A 16,118-nucleotide genomic window follows, 5' to 3' on the forward strand; every position below is an offset into this window, starting at 1 on the left:
ATTTGGCCCGGATCGGATGCCGGGGTCAAGGGCGGCAGCCGGTTTCATATCACAGGTTTTCGCCGGTCGGTTTTTGCGCTAGGCCGTTGACGGGCGACAGGCAGCGGGGCGGGGCATTTGATGCGGGTCTTCATCACCGGAACGGCGGGGTTCATCGGCTATCATCTGGCCGGTCAGTTGCTGGACGAGGGCCATGTCGTTCACGGGTTGGACGGGATGACGGATTACTACGATGTGCGGCTGAAGGAGCGGCGGCACCAGGTGCTGTTGCAGAAGCCGGGTTTCGTGGCCACGCAGACGATGCTGGAGGATCAGTCGGCAGTGGACGCGGCGGTTGACGCCTGCGCGCCCGACATCATCGTGCATCTCGCCGCTCAGGCCGGGGTGCGCTACAGTCTGGAGAATCCGCGCGCCTATCTCGACGCCAATGTGATCGGCACATTCAACGTGATGGAGGCGGCGCGGCGGCATCATGTGCAGCATCTGCTGATGGCATCGACCTCGTCTGTCTACGGGGCCAATACCGATATGCCCTATGCCGAGACGATGAAGGCCGACACGCAGATGACGATCTATGCCGCCACCAAGAAGGCGGCGGAATCGATGGGGCATGCCTATGCGCATCTGTGGGATATCCCCACCACCATGTTCCGGTTCTTTACCGTCTACGGACCCTGGGGGCGGCCCGATATGGCCTATTTCAAGTTCGTGACGGCGATTCTGGAAGGGCGGCCGATCGACATCTACAACCACGGCGAGATGTACCGTGATTTCACCTATGTGGGCGATCTGGTGCGCGCGATCCGGTTGCTGATGGACGTGGCGCCGGTGCGGTCTGAAAATGCGCATGCGATCGCCGAAGGCGACAGTCTTTCGCCCGTGGCCCCGTATCGCGTGGTCAATATCGGCAATTCGCAGAAGGTGCGGCTGGTGGATTTCGTCGAGGCGATCGAGGAGGCACTGGACCGACCCGCGATCCGCAACATGATGGCGATGCAGCCAGGCGATGTGCCCGCCACCTGGGCCGATGCGGGTCTGTTGGAGCGGCTGACCGGGTATCGTCCCCAAACGGACCTGCGCGAGGGGATCGCGCGGTTCGTGGCATGGTATCGGGACTATCATGGGCGGTAGCGCCCTGCGATGGCGGTCGATTTGAGTATTTGAAGAACGATGAAAGGGCCCGCGGCTTGCCCGTCCGCGGGTTGCACCCTAGGCTGCGCCCAAATCGCTGGGAGGCTCCTGTCATGGTCCATCGTTTTTCCGTGCGCGTCTATTACGAGGACACCGATATGGGCGGCATCGTCTATCACGCCAATTACCTCAGGTTCATCGAGCGCGCGCGCAGCGCATGGGTGCGCGATCTGGGGATTGATCAGAACGATATGCGCGCACGGGAGCGGCTGATCTTTGCCGTGCGCCGGGTCGAGGCGGATTTTCTGGGCCCCGCGCGATTCGACGATGCGCTCGAGGTCGAGACCCGCACGCAGTCGGTCACCGGCGCGCGCCTGGTGATGGAGCAGAGAGTTCTGCGCGGGCCGGATATTCTGTTTCAGGCGATGGTGACGGTGGTTTGCCTCAACGAAAGCGGTCAGCCCACGCGGCTTCCGGCGAATATTCGCCGGGTGCTGCATTAACCGCGACGAAACCGCAGGAAATAACGCGGATGTGTTGGCATTCCCTTCGGAAATAGGATAGTTTGCCGGTCGATAAGGCCGGACAACGGCCACACCCATAAAAGAGCAGGCAGATGGAAGCAGAAACCCTTGCATTGGCACAGGAGATGGATTTCTCCATGTGGGCGCTGTTCGCACGCGCCACCCTTGTCGTTAAACTGGTCATGCTGATGCTGATCGTGGCCTCGTTCTGGGCCTGGTCGATCATTATTCAGAAGATCATCATCTACCGCAAGGCGCATCGCGAGGCGGATATTTTTGACAGCCGGTTCTGGTCGGGCGAGCCTCTGGACGGGCTGTTCGACGAGATCGGACCGGACCCCGCCGGTCAGTCAGAGCGAATTTTCGCCGCGGGCATGATGGAATGGCGGCGCAGTCACCGCAATGACGGCGAACTTATTGCCGGGGCCACGGCGCGGATCGACCGCAGCATGGACGTGGCCATCGCCAAGGAGGCCGAGGGGCTGCAAAGCGGATTGCAGGTGCTGGCCACGGTCGGCTCGACCGCACCCTTCATCGGGCTTTTTGGCACGGTCTGGGGCATCATGAATGCCTTTATCGAGATCGCCGAACAGCAGAACACCAACCTTGCCGTCGTGGCGCCGGGCATTGCAGAGGCGCTTCTGGCTACCGGGCTGGGGCTGTTGGCGGCCATCCCGGCGGTGATCTTCTACAACAAGCTGAGTGCCGACAGCGACCGGATCGTGGCGACCTACGAGGCCTTTGCCGACGAGTTTGCCACCATTCTCAGCCGCCAACTGGACAGCTAGGCGATGGGGGCTGGTGTCGTTCAGAAATCGGGCAGCGGCGGTCGCCGCAGGCGCGGGCGGGGCCGGTCGAGGCCGATGGCCGAGATCAACGTGACGCCGTTTGTCGATGTGATGCTGGTCTTGCTGATCATCTTCATGGTGGCAGCTCCCCTGATGGTGGTGGGCGTGCCGGTGGAATTGCCCAAGACGGCCGCCAATGCGCTGGCCGCCGAACAGGAAGAACCGCTCACGGTGACAGTCACCTCCGAGGGGGTCGTGATGATCCAGACCACCGAGGTGGAGCGCGACAATCTGATTGCGCAATTGCGCGCGATTGCCGCCGAGCGCGAGAGTACCCGGGTATTCCTGCGCGCCGACGGGGCAGTGCCCTATGCCGAGGTGATGCAGGTGATGGGGGCGCTCAATCGCGGCGGTTTTGGCAATATCGGGCTGGTGACGGATACCGGCGGCCCCGCGCTGGACGGGTCGGGCGGCTAGGGGCGCAGCTGGTGAATACCGGGCAGATCATATCGGGGGCGGGCCATCTGGCATTGATCGGCTGGGCCCTGATCGGGGGTGTGTTCCGATCCGATCCGCTTCCCTTCGAGGTGGTGGAGGCGACTGCCATTTCGACCGAGGAATATGCCGCGCTGATCGCCCGGCAAAGCGCGCCCGAGGCGGCAGCTGTCGTTGACACGCCTGAGCCGCCCGCTCCGGGAGAGGCAGCTCCCGGTCTGAGTTCCGAGGCTGATGCCGCACCGGAGAGCGCACCGCCCGAGGCCAGCGGCACGCCGCCACCCGATGCCACGCCGGATGTGTCGGAGGTCACTCCGCCCGCGCCCGCCGAGGTCGCGGATGCCGCGCCTGTGCTGGAGGTGCCGCAGGAGGATGTGGCGATCATGGTGCCCGAAGTCTCGCGGCGTCCCGAGCCGCGCCCGGCCCCGCGTGTGGCGCCCGAGCCGGTGGCGCAGCCCGAGCCGGATGTAAAGGTGGATGAGGTGGCACGCCCCGAGGTGACCCCGGATGAGAGTGCCGAGGTGGTGCAGGAACCCTCCGAGGCGAGCGCGCCTGAAGAGGCGGCGACCGAAATCGTGACCGAGGCGGAAAAACCGAAAGAGACAGCGCCGAGCACATCCCTGCGGCCCAAGCCGCGGCCTGCGCGTCCGGCGGCGGTAGCACAGGAAACACCGACGGAGGCGCCGAAGCCGACGCCGACCGAGACACCGAAACCCGCGCCTGTGCAGCCGAAGACCGATCAAAATTCCGTGAACGCCGCCCTCGCCGCCGCCCTTGGCGGCGGACAGCAGACCACGGAACGACCAGCCGGCCCGCCGCTCACGAGCGGGGAAAAGGACGCGCTGCGGGTAGCGGTGCAGCAATGCTGGAACGTCGGCAGTCTGAGTTCCGAGGCGTTGGCCACAACGGTTGTGGTGACGGTCGGCATGGCGGAGGACGGCAAGCCGAAAACCGGCTCGATCCGAATGCTGAGTTCATCGGGCGGCAGCGATGCGGCGGCAAGGCAGGCGTTCGAGGCCGCCCGACGGGCGATCATCCGCTGCGGGGCCAACGGTTTCAATCTGCCGGTTGAGAAATACGATCAGTGGCGTGACATTGAAATGACATTCAATCCCGAGAGAATGAGGATCAAATGATGCGGACGATACTGAGCCTCCTTGCGGCCCTGATGCTCTGGGCGATGCCTGCGCTGGCGCAGAGCAGCGGCCCGCTGCGGATCGAGATCACCGAAGGGGTAATCGAACCGATGCCCTATGCGGTGCCCGATTTCGTCGCGGACGGTGCGGCGGGGGCCGAGTTCGGCCGCAATATCGCGCGGGTGATCGCCTCGGATCTCAGCGGCACCGGGCTGTTTCGCGAAATCCCGGCGCAGGCTCATATCGGCCGGATCACCAGTTTCGACAGCCCGGTGCAATTCGCCGACTGGCGCGCGGTCAATGCGCAGGCGTTGATCACCGGCGCGGTCAGCATCGACGGCTCAGGGCGGCTGGTGGTGCGATTCCGGATCTACGATGTCTTTGCCGGGCAGGAATTGGGCAGCGGGCTGCAATTCGTGGGCACGCAGGACGGCTGGCGGCGCATGGCCCACAAGGTGGCTGATCAGGTCTATAGCCGGATCACCGGCGAGGGCGGCTATTTCGACAGCCGTGTCGTCTTTGTCGCCGAGTCCGGCCCCAAGGATCAACGCGCCAAGCGGCTGGCGCTGATGGATTACGACGGGGCCAATCTGAGCTATCTGACCGACAGTTCCAGCATCGTTCTGGCACCACGCTTTTCACCCACGGGCGACCGCGTCATCTATACCAGCTACGAGACGGGCTTTCCGCAGATCTACGTGCTTGATGTGGCCAGCGTCGGCCGTCGTGCGCTGCCGACGCCAGAAGGTACGATGAGCTTCGCGCCGCGCTTTGCGCCGGATGGGCGCAGCCTTGTCTATTCGCTGACCCAGGGTGGTAATACCGACATATACCGGATGGATATCGCCAGTGGCACAAGCACGCGGCTGACCACGGCGCCCTCGATCGAGACGGCGCCAAGTTTCAGCCCGGATGGCAGCCAGATCGTGTTTGAAAGCGACCGTTCGGGTACGCCGCAACTCTACATCATGTCGGCAGGTGGCGGCGACGCGCGGCGGATAAGCGCCGGGCAGGGGCGTTATGGCACGCCGGTCTGGTCGCCGCGCGGCGATCTGATCGCGTTCACCAAGCAATCCAAGGGCCGGTTCCATATTGGCGTCATGCGGCTTGACGGTAGTGAAGAGCGGTTGCTGACGGCCTCGTTTCTGGACGAGGGGCCGACATGGGCTCCGAACGGCCGGGTGATCATGTTCACCCGCGAGACACAAGGGGCCGGCGGACAGGCGGGTCTCTATTCGGTGGATATCAGCGGACGCAACCTGAAGCAGGTGCCGACCGGGACGGGTGCAAGCGACCCGTCATGGTCGCCATTGCAGAACTGAGCACAGGCCGCGCGTTTCCTTGGAGCGCGGGCTGTGGTATTGAAGGCCAAGGGCATGACAACAAACGGGGCAAAAATGACCTATCTGAGCAAGACACTCATTCTATGTGCAGGGCTGGCGCTGGCCGCCTGCACCAATCCCAATCGGTTTGACGATGGCGGTGGCGCAGGTCTGGGCGGCGCGGGCGGGCTGGCCGGCTCGGCGCAGGATCCGACATCGGCGGCCTATTTCCAGCAGGCCATCGGGGACCGTGTGCTGTTTGCGGTGGATCAGTCCACGCTGAGTTCCGAGGCGCAGGCGACGCTGGAGGGACAGGCGCAGTGGCTGATGACAAACCGCGACTTCACGGCAGTGATCGAGGGCCATGCCGATGAACAGGGCACCCGCGAATACAACCTTGCGCTGGGCGCACGCCGGGCCAATGCGGTGCAGGAATATCTGATCAGCCGTGGCGTGTCGGGCAATCGCCTGCGGGTGGTGAGCTATGGCAAGGAACGGCCCATCGAGATTTGCAGCGACGAATCCTGTTACCAGAAGAACCGCCGCGCGGTGACCGTGCTTGCCGCCGGTCTTGGCAGTTGATCAAACGACGGGGGCCGTGATGCGCCAAGTCACGAAACTTCTGATCTGCGCGCTGCTCCTGACCCCGGTCGGGGCAGCGGCGCAATCCACTGAAACGCTGGCCGACATCCGGCAGGAGCTGTCGGTGCTGTTTGTCGAGTTGCAAAGGCTCAAGCGCGAGTTGAGCACCACGGGCGGGGCCGGGCAGTTGACCGGGGGCGGTTCTCTGGTGGACCGGGTGAACGCGATCGAGAGTGAGGTGCAGCGCCTGACCTCGAAAACCGAGGAGCTGGAGTTTCGCATCGACCGCGTGGTCAGCGATGGCACCAACCGGGTGGGCGATCTCGAATTTCGGCTCTGCGAGTTGGAGCCGGGTTGTGACATCGCCAAACTGGAACCGGGCAGCACCCTTGGCGGGGTGGCGCCCGCGACCGGCGGTGGCGGTATTGCGCCGCCATCCTCCACGGGCGATGCGCCGCAATTGGCGGTGGTTGAACAGGCCGATTTCGAACGCGCGCAGGCTGCGCTCGAGGCGGGCAATTACGACGACGCGGCTGAACAGTTCGCCGCGTTCCGCGACACCTATCCGGGCGGGCCGCTGAGTGCGCGCGCAGGGATATTGCGGGGTGAGGCGCTGGAAGGTGCGGGGCGTCAGAGCGATGCGGCGCGGGCCTATCTGGATACGTTCAGCGCAGCACCCGACGGTGACGAGGCGCCAGAGGCGCTCTATCGGCTGGGCCGGTCACTTGGGGCGTTGGGGCAGAAGGAAGACGCCTGCCTGACTCTTGCGCAGGTCGAGGTGCGCTATCCGGCGGCGGCGGCGGTGGCAAGTGCGCAGTCGGAAATGACCCGCCTGCAGTGTCGGTGACGCCAGGCTCTGTGCCGGGCTGGCAGGAGGTTGCAGAGCATTTTGCGCCCGATGCCCCTGAGGCATTGGGTGTGGCGGTATCGGGCGGCGGCGATTCGCTGGCCCTGCTCTTGCTCCTGAATGATTGGCGACTCGCGGGCGGGCCGAGATTGCGGGTGGTTACGGTCGATCACGGGCTGCGCCCCGAAGCAGCGGTCGAGGCGGCGGGCGTGGCGCGGATCTGCGCCAGTCTTGGTCTGGCGCATGAGACATTGAACTGGGCAGGCTGGGACGGGCAGGGGAACCTTTCCGATCAGGCGCGGCGCGCGCGTTATGGTCTGATGGCCGAGTGGGCGCGGGCGCAGGGGCTGCGGGATATCGCGCTGGGCCATACTCTGGACGATCAGGCCGAAACTTTTCTGATGCGTCTGGCGCGCGGGGCCGGGGTGGACGGGCTGTCGGCGATGCGCGCGCGGTGGCGGCGGCACGGTGTCAGCTTTCATCGTCCGGTGTTGGGTCACTCTCGCGCGGCGCTGCGGGCGGTGCTGGTGGCGCGCGGGCAGAGGTGGATTGACGATCCGACGAATGACGACCCCGCCTATACGCGGGTGCAGGCACGCCGCGCGCTGGCAGCGCTCGACCCTCTGGGCCTGACAGCCGAAACGCTGGCCGGGGTCGCGCGGCAACTGGCCGATGTGCGGCGCACGCTTTACGGTTATGCGCATGCTGCGGCGCGGGCTCATGTGAGGGTGCATGCGGGCGATCTGCTGATCGCGCGCACGGGCCTTGCGGCCCTGCCGGACGAGGTGGCGCGGCGGCTGTTGCAGGCTGCGCTGCTCTGGATCAATGGCGCGGATTATGGGCCACGCGGGCAGGCCATGACGCAGATGCTGGAGGCGGCGCGGTCGGGAGAGGTGATGACATTGCAGGGTTGTCTGATGCGTGTCGATGGCGATGACCTGCGCCTGACCCGTGAATACAATGCGGTGGCCGGGCTTCGCGTGCCGATGGGCGCGATCTGGGACGGCCGTTGGCAGGCCACGGGGCACGACACCGAAGGTGTGGAAATTGCGGCGCTGGGCGCAGCGGGCTTGCGCGCCTGCCCCGATTGGCGCGCGGGCGGGCTGCCGCATGTCTCGGCGATGGCCTGTCCGGGGATCTGGTGGGGGGACGAATTGCTGGCCGCACCGCTTCTGGGTCGGGCGAATGGCTGGACACTGCGCCTGATCCGGGGCGAAGAAGAGTTGCGGACAGCGCTATTATCGCATTGAAGATGGGGCCGCGATCTCTATTTTAGACAGGTGGCTCCTGTGATAGATGCAGGATATCCGAATTTTTGGGAGAGAATCCTTGGGCAACGCAAGAAACATAGCCTTCTGGCTGGTGCTGTTCCTGTTGATCCTGGCGCTGTTCAACCTGTTCAGTGGTTCCGGAAACACGCTCCAGAGCCGGTCCGTGCCGTATTCCGAATTCGTCGCGGCGGTTGACGCTGGGTCGGTTGGGCAGGTGACGCTGGATGGCGAGGTGGTGCGCTACCGGACCACGGACGGGACCGATTACACCACGATCAGGCCCGAGGATGCCGAAATCACGCAGCGCCTGATCGACCAGGGTGTTCCGGTCAAGGCCGAAAGTCAGCAGCAATCGGGGTTCCAGACATTCATCGTGTCTCTGTTGCCTTTTCTGCTGTTGATTGGCGTCTGGGTCTATTTCATGAACCGAATGCAGGGGGGCGGCAAGGGCGGCGCCATGGGCTTTGGCAAGTCCAAGGCCAAGATGCTGACCGAGAAACATGGCCGGGTGACCTTTGACGATGTGGCGGGTATCGACGAGGCCAAGGAAGAACTGGAAGAGATCGTCGAATTCCTGCGTAACCCGCAGAAATTCTCGCGCCTTGGCGGGAAAATCCCCAAGGGCGCGCTGCTCGTGGGTCCGCCGGGCACCGGCAAGACGTTGCTCGCGCGCGCCATCGCGGGCGAGGCGGGCGTGCCGTTCTTTACCATATCAGGGTCTGATTTCGTGGAAATGTTCGTGGGTGTCGGCGCGAGCCGTGTGCGCGACATGTTCGAGCAGGCCAAGAAGAACGCGCCCTGCATCGTCTTTATCGACGAGATTGATGCCGTGGGCCGCCATCGCGGCGCCGGTTACGGCGGCGGCAATGACGAGCGGGAACAGACGCTGAACCAGCTTCTGGTGGAAATGGACGGGTTTGAGGCCAATGAGGGCGTGATCATCATCGCGGCGACCAACCGCAAGGATGTGCTCGATCCCGCACTCCTGCGTCCGGGCCGGTTCGACCGTCAGGTGACGGTCCCCAACCCCGATATCAAGGGCCGCGAGAAAATCCTTGGGGTGCATGCCCGCAAGACGCCGCTGGGCCCGGATGTCGATCTGCGCCTGATCGCGCGCGGCACGCCGGGTTTCTCGGGGGCGGACCTTGCCAACCTTGTGAACGAGGCGGCGCTGACGGCGGCGCGGGTCGGCCGACGGTTCGTGACCATGGTGGATTTCGAGAACGCCAAGGACAAGGTGATGATGGGGGCAGAGCGCCGTTCGATGGTTCTGACCGACGATCAGAAGGAAAAGACCGCCTATCACGAGGCCGGACATGCCGTTGTCGGACTGGCGCTTCCGAAATGCGATCCGGTTTACAAGGCCACAATCATTCCGCGCGGCGGCGCGCTTGGCATGGTGGTCAGCCTGCCTGAGATCGACCGCCTGAACTGGCACCGTTCGGAATGCGAGGAAAAGCTGGCAATGACCATGGCCGGCAAGGCCGCCGAGATACTCAAATACGGCGAGGACAACGTGAGCAACGGGCCGGCGGGCGATATCCAGCAGGCCAGTGGCCTTGCGCGCGCCATGGTGATGCGCTGGGGCATGTCCGACAAGGTGGGCAATGTCGATTACGAGCAGGCGCACGAAGGCTATATGGGCAACAGTGCTGGCGGGTTCTCGATTTCGGCGCATACCAAGGAACTGATCGAGGACGAGGTCAAACGCCTGATCGACGAGGCCTATCAGCGCGCCAAGAAGATTCTGACCGAACGCCGCGAGGAATGGGAGCGTCTGGCGCAGGGTTTGCTGGAATATGAAACGCTGACCGGAGAGGAAATCCAGCGGGTAATCCGCGGCGAGTCGCCCGAGGCGGGGGATGACGACGACGGTGCGGCGGAGGCAAGCAAGAAGCCATCGGTCACGGCGATACCCAAGACAAGGCCGAAATCACTGCCCGGTGGCGAGGGCGGACTGGAGCCCGAACCCTCGACGTGAGCACGGTATCCGCAAACACCGACTGGAATCCCGGAGGCTATGCAAGGTTCCGGGATCACCGTTTGAGGCCGGCACTCGATCTGCTAAATGCGGTCGGACAGATGGGGGCGGGCGATGTTGTCGATCTGGGGTGTGGCAACGGCGTGATGGCAGAGGCGCTGCGCGCACGGGCCGGGCGGCGAACGCTGATCGGTGTCGATTCCAGCCCCGCCATGCTGGAAAAGGCGCGCGCGGCGGGAACCTATGACGCGCTGCAACAGGCCGATATCGCCGACTGGCACCCGCGCCGAGCGCCGGGGCTGATCTATTCCAACGCCGCGTTGCACTGGGTCGGCGGGCACGAGGTGCTGATGCCGAGGCTGGCGCATATGCTGGCCAAGGGCGGCACGCTGGCGGTTCAGATGCCGCATCAGAACAAGGCCCCTTCACATCGCGTCTGGCTGAGCCTTGCAGAGGAGCTGTTTCCCGGACGGGCCGAGAAGATGGGCACACCCGGCGTCATGGCCCCGGTGAAATACGAGGAATTGCTGGCCCCGCTGGGACAGTTTCGCCTGTGGGAGACCGATTACTATCAGCGGCTGACCGCCGAGCCGGGCAGCCACCCGGTGCGCCGTTATACCGAGAGCACCTATGCACGCCCGGTTCTGGCGGCGCTGGATCCGGGCGAAAAGGCCGATCTCATTCGCCGTTACGAGGAAGTGATGCATGCCGCCTATCCGGTGCGTGCTGATGGAACCGTTCTGTTCCCGTTCCGCCGGATGTTCTTTACCCTCACTGTCTGAGCAAGACCGGGCCATCCGTGGCGTGGTTTCCGATCCGAAACCGGCCCGCTGCACGCCGCCGCAAGCGGCGCGGTAAATGTCGGATTCGCATGCTGCGGGATGCCGCAGACCCGATATAGCCGGATCAGACCCAACCGCGCCCTGCGGACAGCATGAGGACCAATGATGAGCTACAAATCCGACATCGAAATCGCGCGCGAGGCCAGCAAGCGGCCTATTCAGGAAATCGGCGAGAAGCTGGGAATTTCCAGCGAGCACCTGCTGCCCTACGGCCACGACAAGGCCAAGGTGAGCCAGGATTTCATCAACTCTGTTCAGGGCAACAAGAACGGCAAACTGATCCTTGTGACCGCCATCAACCCGACGCCTGCGGGCGAGGGCAAAACCACCACCACGGTGGGTCTGGGCGACGGCCTTAACCGGATCGGCAAGCGGGCGACGGTCTGTATCCGTGAGGCCAGCCTCGGGCCGAACTTTGGCATGAAGGGCGGGGCCGCGGGTGGCGGCTATGCGCAGGTTGTGCCGATGGAGGACATGAACCTGCATTTTACCGGCGATTTTCACGCCATCACCAGCGCGCACAGCCTGCTGTCGGCGATGATCGACAACCACATCTACTGGGGTAACGAACAGGATATCGACGTGCGCCGGGTGGTCTGGCGTCGTGTTGTTGACATGAATGACCGCGCGCTTCGGCAGATCAACGTGAGCCTCGGCGGCGTCGCCAACGGGTTCCCGCGCGAGACCGGCTATGACATCACGGTGGCCTCCGAGGTCATGGCGATCCTCTGTCTGGCGCGCGATCTCAAGGATCTGGAGGATCGTCTGGGGTCGATGATCGTGGCCTACCGGCGCGACAAGACGCCCGTTTTCTGTCGCGACATCAAGGCCGAGGGCGCGATGACGGTGCTCTTGAAGGACGCGATGCAGCCCAACCTCGTGCAGACGCTGGAGAACAACCCGGCCTTTGTGCATGGTGGGCCGTTCGCCAATATCGCGCATGGCTGCAACTCGGTCATTGCCACCACCACCGCGCTCAAGATCAGCGACTATGTGGTGACGGAGGCCGGGTTCGGGGCTGACCTCGGGGCCGAGAAGTTCATGAACATCAAGTGCCGCAAGGCGGGTCTTGCGCCCGATTGCGTGGTGATCGTGGCGACGGTGCGCGCGATGAAGATGAATGGCGGTGTGGCCAAGGCCAATCTCGGGGCCGAGAATGTCGAGGCGGTCAAGAAGGGCTGTCCGAACCTTGGCCGACATATCGAGAACGTCAAGTCCTTCGGCGTGCCGGTCGTGGTGGCGATCAACCATTTTGTCACCGATACAGAGGCCGAGATCGAGGCGGTCAAGGAATATGTGGCGGGCCACGGCGCTGCGGCGGTCCTGTCGCGGCACTGGGAACTGGGCTCGGAAGGCTCGGAGCCGCTGGCGCGCAAGGTGGTCGAGATGGCCGAGGCCGGAAATGCCAATTTCGGACCGCTCTATCCTGACGACATGCCGCTCTTTCAGAAGATCGAAACCATCGCCAAGCGCATTTATCGCGCCGACGAGGTGCTGGCGGATCAGAAGATCCGCGATCAGTTGAAATCCTGGGAAGATCAGGGTTACGGCAATCTGCCGGTCTGCATGGCCAAGACGCAATACAGCTTTACCACCGACCCCAACCGGCGTGGTGCGCCCACTGGTCACTCGGTGCCGGTACGTGAGGTGCGTCTGAGCGCCGGGGCCGGCTTTGTCGTGGTGGTCTGTGGTGAGATCATGACCATGCCGGGCCTGCCGAGCCGCCCCGCAGCCGAGACGATCCGGCTGAACGATGCGGGTCAGATCGAGGGCCTGTTCTGATACTCTCCATTTCAGAACGAGAGGCCGGAATGCGTGCACAGATCATCGACGGCAAGTCCATCGCGGCCCGGATGCGCGGGACGACCCGCGCTGAGGCGGAGGAACTTGCCGCGATGGGCTGGGCGCCGCGCCTCGTTTCGGTCAGCGTCGGTGAAACCGCCGCTGCCGAGCTTTACGTGCGTAACCAGGGTCGCGCGGCAGCGCAGGCGGGGGTGGAGTTCGAGACCCGCTGCTACCCCGAGGCAATTTCGCTCGAACAGTTGAGTGGCGTGCTCGCCGGTCTCAATGCCGATCCGCGAGTCAACGGCATCATCATTCAGCGCCCCCTGCCGGCCCATATTCCGGTTAAGGCGCTGCAAAAGGCCGTCCATCCGCTCAAGGATGTCGAGGGGATGCACCCCGCTTCCATCGGCAACATCGTTTACAACGATCTCGCGCTTGGCCCATGCACCGCCGTGGCGGCGGTGGAAATCCTCAAGACTCTGCCGCTCAAGCCCGAGGGGCTCGTTGTTACAGTGATCGGTCATTCCGAAATTGTCGGCAAACCTATCGCCTTTCTGATGATGGGACTGGGCGCGACGGTGACGGTTTGTCATCACATGACACGCTCGGTGCCGATGCATTCACGGGCGGCGGACGCGGTTTTTGTCGCCGTGGGCAAGCCGGGGCTGGTGACCGGCGAGATGATCAAGCCCGGTGCAGCACTCATAGATATCGGAATCAACCGGATCGAGACGCCGGAGGGCGACAGGACAGTGGGCGATGCCGATTTCGACAGTTGCGCCGAGGTGGCGGGCTGGATCACTCCGGTTCCGGGTGGGGTCGGGCCGGTCACCGTGTCCGTGCTGATGCAGAATGCGGTGCTGGCAACCCGGATGCAGATGGAGCATTACCGCGCCACATATACAGGTGCGGCGGAATAGAAGAAAGGACGAGGCAATGAGCGCGACGATAATCGACGGCAAGGCATTTGCGGCGACGATCCGCGACAAGGTGGCGGGGCATGTGGCGCGCCTCAGCGAGGAGCATGGGATCACACCGGGCCTGGCGGTGGTACTGGTGGGAGAGGATCCCGCAAGCCAGGTCTACGTGCGTTCCAAGGGCAAGCAGACCGTCGAGGCGGGGATGAGTTCCTATGAGCACAAGCTGGAGGAGGACACGAGCGAGGCCGATCTGCTGGCGTTGATTGACCGGCTCAACAACGACCCCTCCGTGCATGGCATACTGGTTCAGTTGCCGCTGCCCCGGCATATCGATGAGGATCTGGTGATCAATTCCATCGACCCGGTCAAGGATGTGGACGGGTTCCATATCTCGAACGTGGGTCTGCTTGGCACCGGGCAAAAGAGCATGGTGCCCTGCACGCCGCTAGGCTGTCTGATGATGCTGCGCGCCCATCTGGGTAACCTTTCGGGTCTGGATGCGGTGGTGATCGGGCGCAGCAATATCGTGGGCAAGCCGATGGCGCAGCTCTTGCTGGGCGACAGTTGCACCGTGACGATTGCCCATAGCCGCACACGGGACATTGCCGATGTGGTACGCCGCGCCGATATAGTGGTGGCGGCGGTGGGGCGGCCCGAGATGGTGCCGGGGGACTGGATCAAGCCCGGCGCGACGGTGATCGATGTGGGCATCAACCGGATCGAGCGGGATGGCAGGAACGTGCTGGTGGGCGATGTGGATTTCGCCTCGGCGGGCAAGGTTGCCGGTGCGATCACGCCGGTGCCGGGTGGCGTCGGACCAATGACCATCGCCTGTCTTCTGGCCAATACCGTTACCGCCTGCTGCCGGGTCAACGGGTTGGCAGAGCCGGAGGGTCTGACCGCCTGAATGTGACGGCACAAAGGCGTGGCATGTGGCGCCCTCCGGTCGTTCGCCGGGGGGTCATGTCGCGGCGATCGGGATCATCGTGCCGGTCATGAGCGCGACATGGATCTCTTGTCCGGCCTCGACCGCATGGATATCCGCCTGCACGATCACCAGCCGGCGACCGGGTTTGATGATCCGGCCCCTTGCGATCAGCAGATCGCCCCGTGCCGGGGCGAGCAGGTGGATCTTCATCTCGGTGGTCAGCACCTCATGGCCGACGGCCATGACGCTGAGCGCGGCATAGCCCGCCGCGCTGTCGCCGATGGCAAAGGTCAGCCCGGCATGGCCAAAGCCATGTTGCTGGCGGCTTCCGGGGAGGATCGGGGCCTCAATCCGGGTTTCGCCCGGGGTGAGCGCCACCAGCCGTGCGCCAAGTGTCGTCATCATGGATTGCGCGGCAAAGCTGGCGCGAACACGCTGCTCGGTCTCGGGGGATATCTTCGCCGGGATTTCCATTGTCCGCCTTTCCGGGTCAAGATGACTTTATCGTTACGCCAGATACATTTGTATTGTTTGATTTGACAATCCTGCTGAGTAAAATGCACGTATTACGGCATTTAGGAAGGGTGACGGGTTGGGTTGGTCCGAATTCAGACGACATTCCATGGCAAGCTATGAGGGGCTTCTCTCTCCCCTGACGTTATTCATCCTGAGCGCCGGCTGGTGCATAGCGGTGATAGCCGGTCCGTTCGGCACATATGCCACGATGACATGGCTGGTCCGGGTGATCTATTGGGGATGTGTTATTGGCACCGGACTGATGGCGGGCATTGTTGCGCGGTCGCTGATGATGACTTTTGGCATTCGTGCCCCGGTGCGTTTCGATTTCGGGGCCAGCCTGCTGACCTGCGTGCTATTGGCGCCTGCCATCATGGCGTTGCGCGGCTGGCTCGATCCGGTGCTGACTCATGGGGATCTGAAACTCTGGAGCATTGCTTTCAACACGTTCATGATCGTGGCCGGGGTGTTTGTGCTGCGCCGGATGCTCGGGGCGGAACAGCCGGCCGGATACGCGGGAGATATCCCGGAAGAAGCGCCCAGACCGCGCCTGCACCGGCGTCTGAGCGAAGTGCGGGCCAGCGAGATCATGCGCTTGTCGGCCAATGATCATTTTGTCGATGTTGCGACCGACGCGGGTCAGGAAACGCTGCGGCTTCGGCTTGCAGATGCCATCGCGGAGATGGAACCGGTCGCGGGGCTGTGCACGCACCGGTCGCATTGGGTGACGCTTTCGGCGATCACGGGGGTAGAACGCGAGAGTGGGGGAAAGGTTTTTGTCCGCCTGCGTAACGGCGACCGTGTGCCGGTCAGTCGCAAATACAGACCCCGGCTGGAGGTGGCGGGATGGATCGGGAGCGAGGCGGGTGGTCAGGCGCGCTGAATGCGACCGCGCGGCATTGGAAGGGCATGCAGCATCGCGCGCATCAGGATGACGAGGGCGTGTTGCAGTCGACCGGAGCGGGGGGGAGGGGACGAACCTGGTTCGGCGCAAAACCTTGATTTGAGGATGTTCAGAAAGGATTCGCGATGTTTCGAAGTGGAGTTGTG

At 63.8% G+C, this 16,118-nt stretch carries 16 protein-coding genes; 15 read left to right on the plus strand and 1 reads right to left on the minus strand.

The window, feature by feature from the left end; genetic code table 11:
- The first annotated feature begins 117 nt into the window (after positions 1-117).
- From BSG08_RS00120 to folD, 14 genes are all read left to right on the plus strand, one after another.
- The gene (locus tag BSG08_RS00120; protein WP_093030201.1) at positions 118-1,131 is read left to right on the plus strand and encodes an NAD-dependent epimerase/dehydratase family protein; all 1,014 of its coding nucleotides are present in this window, start codon (positions 118-120) and stop codon (positions 1,129-1,131) included.
- A gap of 113 nt (positions 1,132-1,244) precedes the next feature.
- Complete coding sequence (gene ybgC, locus BSG08_RS00125) at positions 1,245-1,634, plus strand: tol-pal system-associated acyl-CoA thioesterase (protein ID WP_093030204.1); 390 nt, start codon at positions 1,245-1,247, stop codon at positions 1,632-1,634.
- 113 nt (positions 1,635-1,747) lie between these two features.
- Entirely contained in the window at positions 1,748-2,443 is a 696-nt protein-coding gene (tolQ, locus tag BSG08_RS00130; protein WP_093030207.1) for a protein TolQ, read from the plus strand.
- Between the two features lie 3 nt (positions 2,444-2,446).
- Positions 2,447-2,920, plus strand: a complete 474-nt coding sequence (gene tolR, locus BSG08_RS00135; RefSeq protein ID WP_093030211.1) for a protein TolR — start codon at positions 2,447-2,449, stop codon at positions 2,918-2,920.
- Positions 2,921-2,931: 11 nt separating this feature from the next.
- Entirely contained in the window at positions 2,932-4,074 is a 1,143-nt protein-coding gene (locus BSG08_RS00140) for a superantigen-like protein SSL4 (protein ID WP_093030214.1), read from the plus strand.
- Positions 4,071-5,396: a Tol-Pal system beta propeller repeat protein TolB gene (tolB, locus tag BSG08_RS00145; protein ID WP_093030216.1), complete on the plus strand. Its 1,326-nt coding sequence runs from the start codon at positions 4,071-4,073 to the stop codon at positions 5,394-5,396. The genes BSG08_RS00140 and tolB overlap by 4 nt, the downstream gene beginning before the upstream one ends.
- Positions 5,397-5,471: 75 nt before the next feature.
- The gene (pal, locus tag BSG08_RS00150) at positions 5,472-5,978 is read left to right on the plus strand and encodes a peptidoglycan-associated lipoprotein Pal (protein WP_093030219.1); all 507 of its coding nucleotides are present in this window, start codon (positions 5,472-5,474) and stop codon (positions 5,976-5,978) included.
- 19 nt (positions 5,979-5,997) lie between these two features.
- Positions 5,998-6,825 (plus strand): tol-pal system protein YbgF, encoded by an 828-nt coding sequence (gene ybgF / locus BSG08_RS00155; RefSeq protein ID WP_093030222.1) that lies wholly within the window; start codon positions 5,998-6,000, stop codon positions 6,823-6,825.
- Complete coding sequence (tilS, locus tag BSG08_RS00160) at positions 6,822-8,075, plus strand: tRNA lysidine(34) synthetase TilS (protein ID WP_425439257.1); 1,254 nt, start codon at positions 6,822-6,824, stop codon at positions 8,073-8,075. Before ybgF ends, tilS begins: the two co-directional genes overlap by 4 nt.
- Before the next feature lie 79 nt (positions 8,076-8,154).
- Complete coding sequence (gene ftsH / locus BSG08_RS00165) at positions 8,155-10,077, plus strand: ATP-dependent zinc metalloprotease FtsH (RefSeq protein WP_093030225.1); 1,923 nt, start codon at positions 8,155-8,157, stop codon at positions 10,075-10,077.
- Positions 10,074-10,859, plus strand: coding sequence for a methyltransferase domain-containing protein (locus BSG08_RS00170; RefSeq protein WP_093030228.1), 786 nt, complete (start codon positions 10,074-10,076; stop codon positions 10,857-10,859). The genes ftsH and BSG08_RS00170 overlap by 4 nt, the downstream gene beginning before the upstream one ends.
- Before the next feature lie 165 nt (positions 10,860-11,024).
- Complete coding sequence (locus BSG08_RS00175) at positions 11,025-12,701, plus strand: formate--tetrahydrofolate ligase (RefSeq protein ID WP_093031822.1); 1,677 nt, start codon at positions 11,025-11,027, stop codon at positions 12,699-12,701.
- Between the two features lie 29 nt (positions 12,702-12,730).
- A complete protein-coding gene (locus BSG08_RS00180; RefSeq protein ID WP_093030231.1) occupies positions 12,731-13,624 on the plus strand; it encodes a bifunctional 5,10-methylenetetrahydrofolate dehydrogenase/5,10-methenyltetrahydrofolate cyclohydrolase in 894 nt (297 codons plus the stop codon).
- A 16-nt stretch (positions 13,625-13,640) separates the two neighbouring features.
- Positions 13,641-14,531 (plus strand): bifunctional methylenetetrahydrofolate dehydrogenase/methenyltetrahydrofolate cyclohydrolase FolD, encoded by an 891-nt coding sequence (gene folD, locus BSG08_RS00185; protein WP_093030234.1) that lies wholly within the window; start codon positions 13,641-13,643, stop codon positions 14,529-14,531.
- Positions 14,532-14,585: 54 nt separating this feature from the next.
- Here the strand turns inward: folD and BSG08_RS00190 are convergent, their stop codons facing one another.
- The gene (locus tag BSG08_RS00190; RefSeq protein WP_093031825.1) at positions 14,586-15,008 is read right to left on the minus strand and encodes a PaaI family thioesterase; all 423 of its coding nucleotides are present in this window, start codon (positions 15,006-15,008) and stop codon (positions 14,586-14,588) included.
- 166 nt (positions 15,009-15,174) lie between these two features.
- Here BSG08_RS00190 and BSG08_RS00195 point away from each other — a divergent pair, with 166 nt between their 5' ends.
- Entirely contained in the window at positions 15,175-15,951 is a 777-nt protein-coding gene (locus BSG08_RS00195) for a LytTR family DNA-binding domain-containing protein (protein WP_093030237.1), read from the plus strand.
- Positions 15,952-16,118: the final 167 nt, after the last annotated feature.

Source organism: Roseovarius azorensis (assembly GCF_900109455.1).
GTDB lineage: Bacteria > Pseudomonadota > Alphaproteobacteria > Rhodobacterales > Rhodobacteraceae > Roseovarius > Roseovarius azorensis.

What these genes read in the sequence shown, in the direction of transcription:
- ybgC (WP_093030204.1), top strand. Translation starts at nt 1,245, where the DNA reads ATGGTCCATCGTTTTTCCGTGCGCGTCTATTACGAGGACACCGATATG.
- tolQ (WP_093030207.1), top strand. Translation starts at nt 1,748, where the DNA reads ATGGAAGCAGAAACCCTTGCATTGGCACAGGAGATGGATTTCTCCATG.
- tolR (WP_093030211.1), top strand. Translation starts at nt 2,447, where the DNA reads ATGGGGGCTGGTGTCGTTCAGAAATCGGGCAGCGGCGGTCGCCGCAGG.
- tolB (WP_093030216.1), top strand. Translation starts at nt 4,071, where the DNA reads ATGATGCGGACGATACTGAGCCTCCTTGCGGCCCTGATGCTCTGGGCG.
- pal (WP_093030219.1), top strand. Translation starts at nt 5,472, where the DNA reads ATGACCTATCTGAGCAAGACACTCATTCTATGTGCAGGGCTGGCGCTG.
- ybgF (WP_093030222.1), top strand. Translation starts at nt 5,998, where the DNA reads ATGCGCCAAGTCACGAAACTTCTGATCTGCGCGCTGCTCCTGACCCCG.
- BSG08_RS00175 (WP_093031822.1), top strand. Translation starts at nt 11,025, where the DNA reads ATGAGCTACAAATCCGACATCGAAATCGCGCGCGAGGCCAGCAAGCGG.
- BSG08_RS00180 (WP_093030231.1), top strand. Translation starts at nt 12,731, where the DNA reads ATGCGTGCACAGATCATCGACGGCAAGTCCATCGCGGCCCGGATGCGC.
- folD (WP_093030234.1), top strand. Translation starts at nt 13,641, where the DNA reads ATGAGCGCGACGATAATCGACGGCAAGGCATTTGCGGCGACGATCCGC.
- BSG08_RS00195 (WP_093030237.1), top strand. Translation starts at nt 15,175, where the DNA reads ATGGCAAGCTATGAGGGGCTTCTCTCTCCCCTGACGTTATTCATCCTG.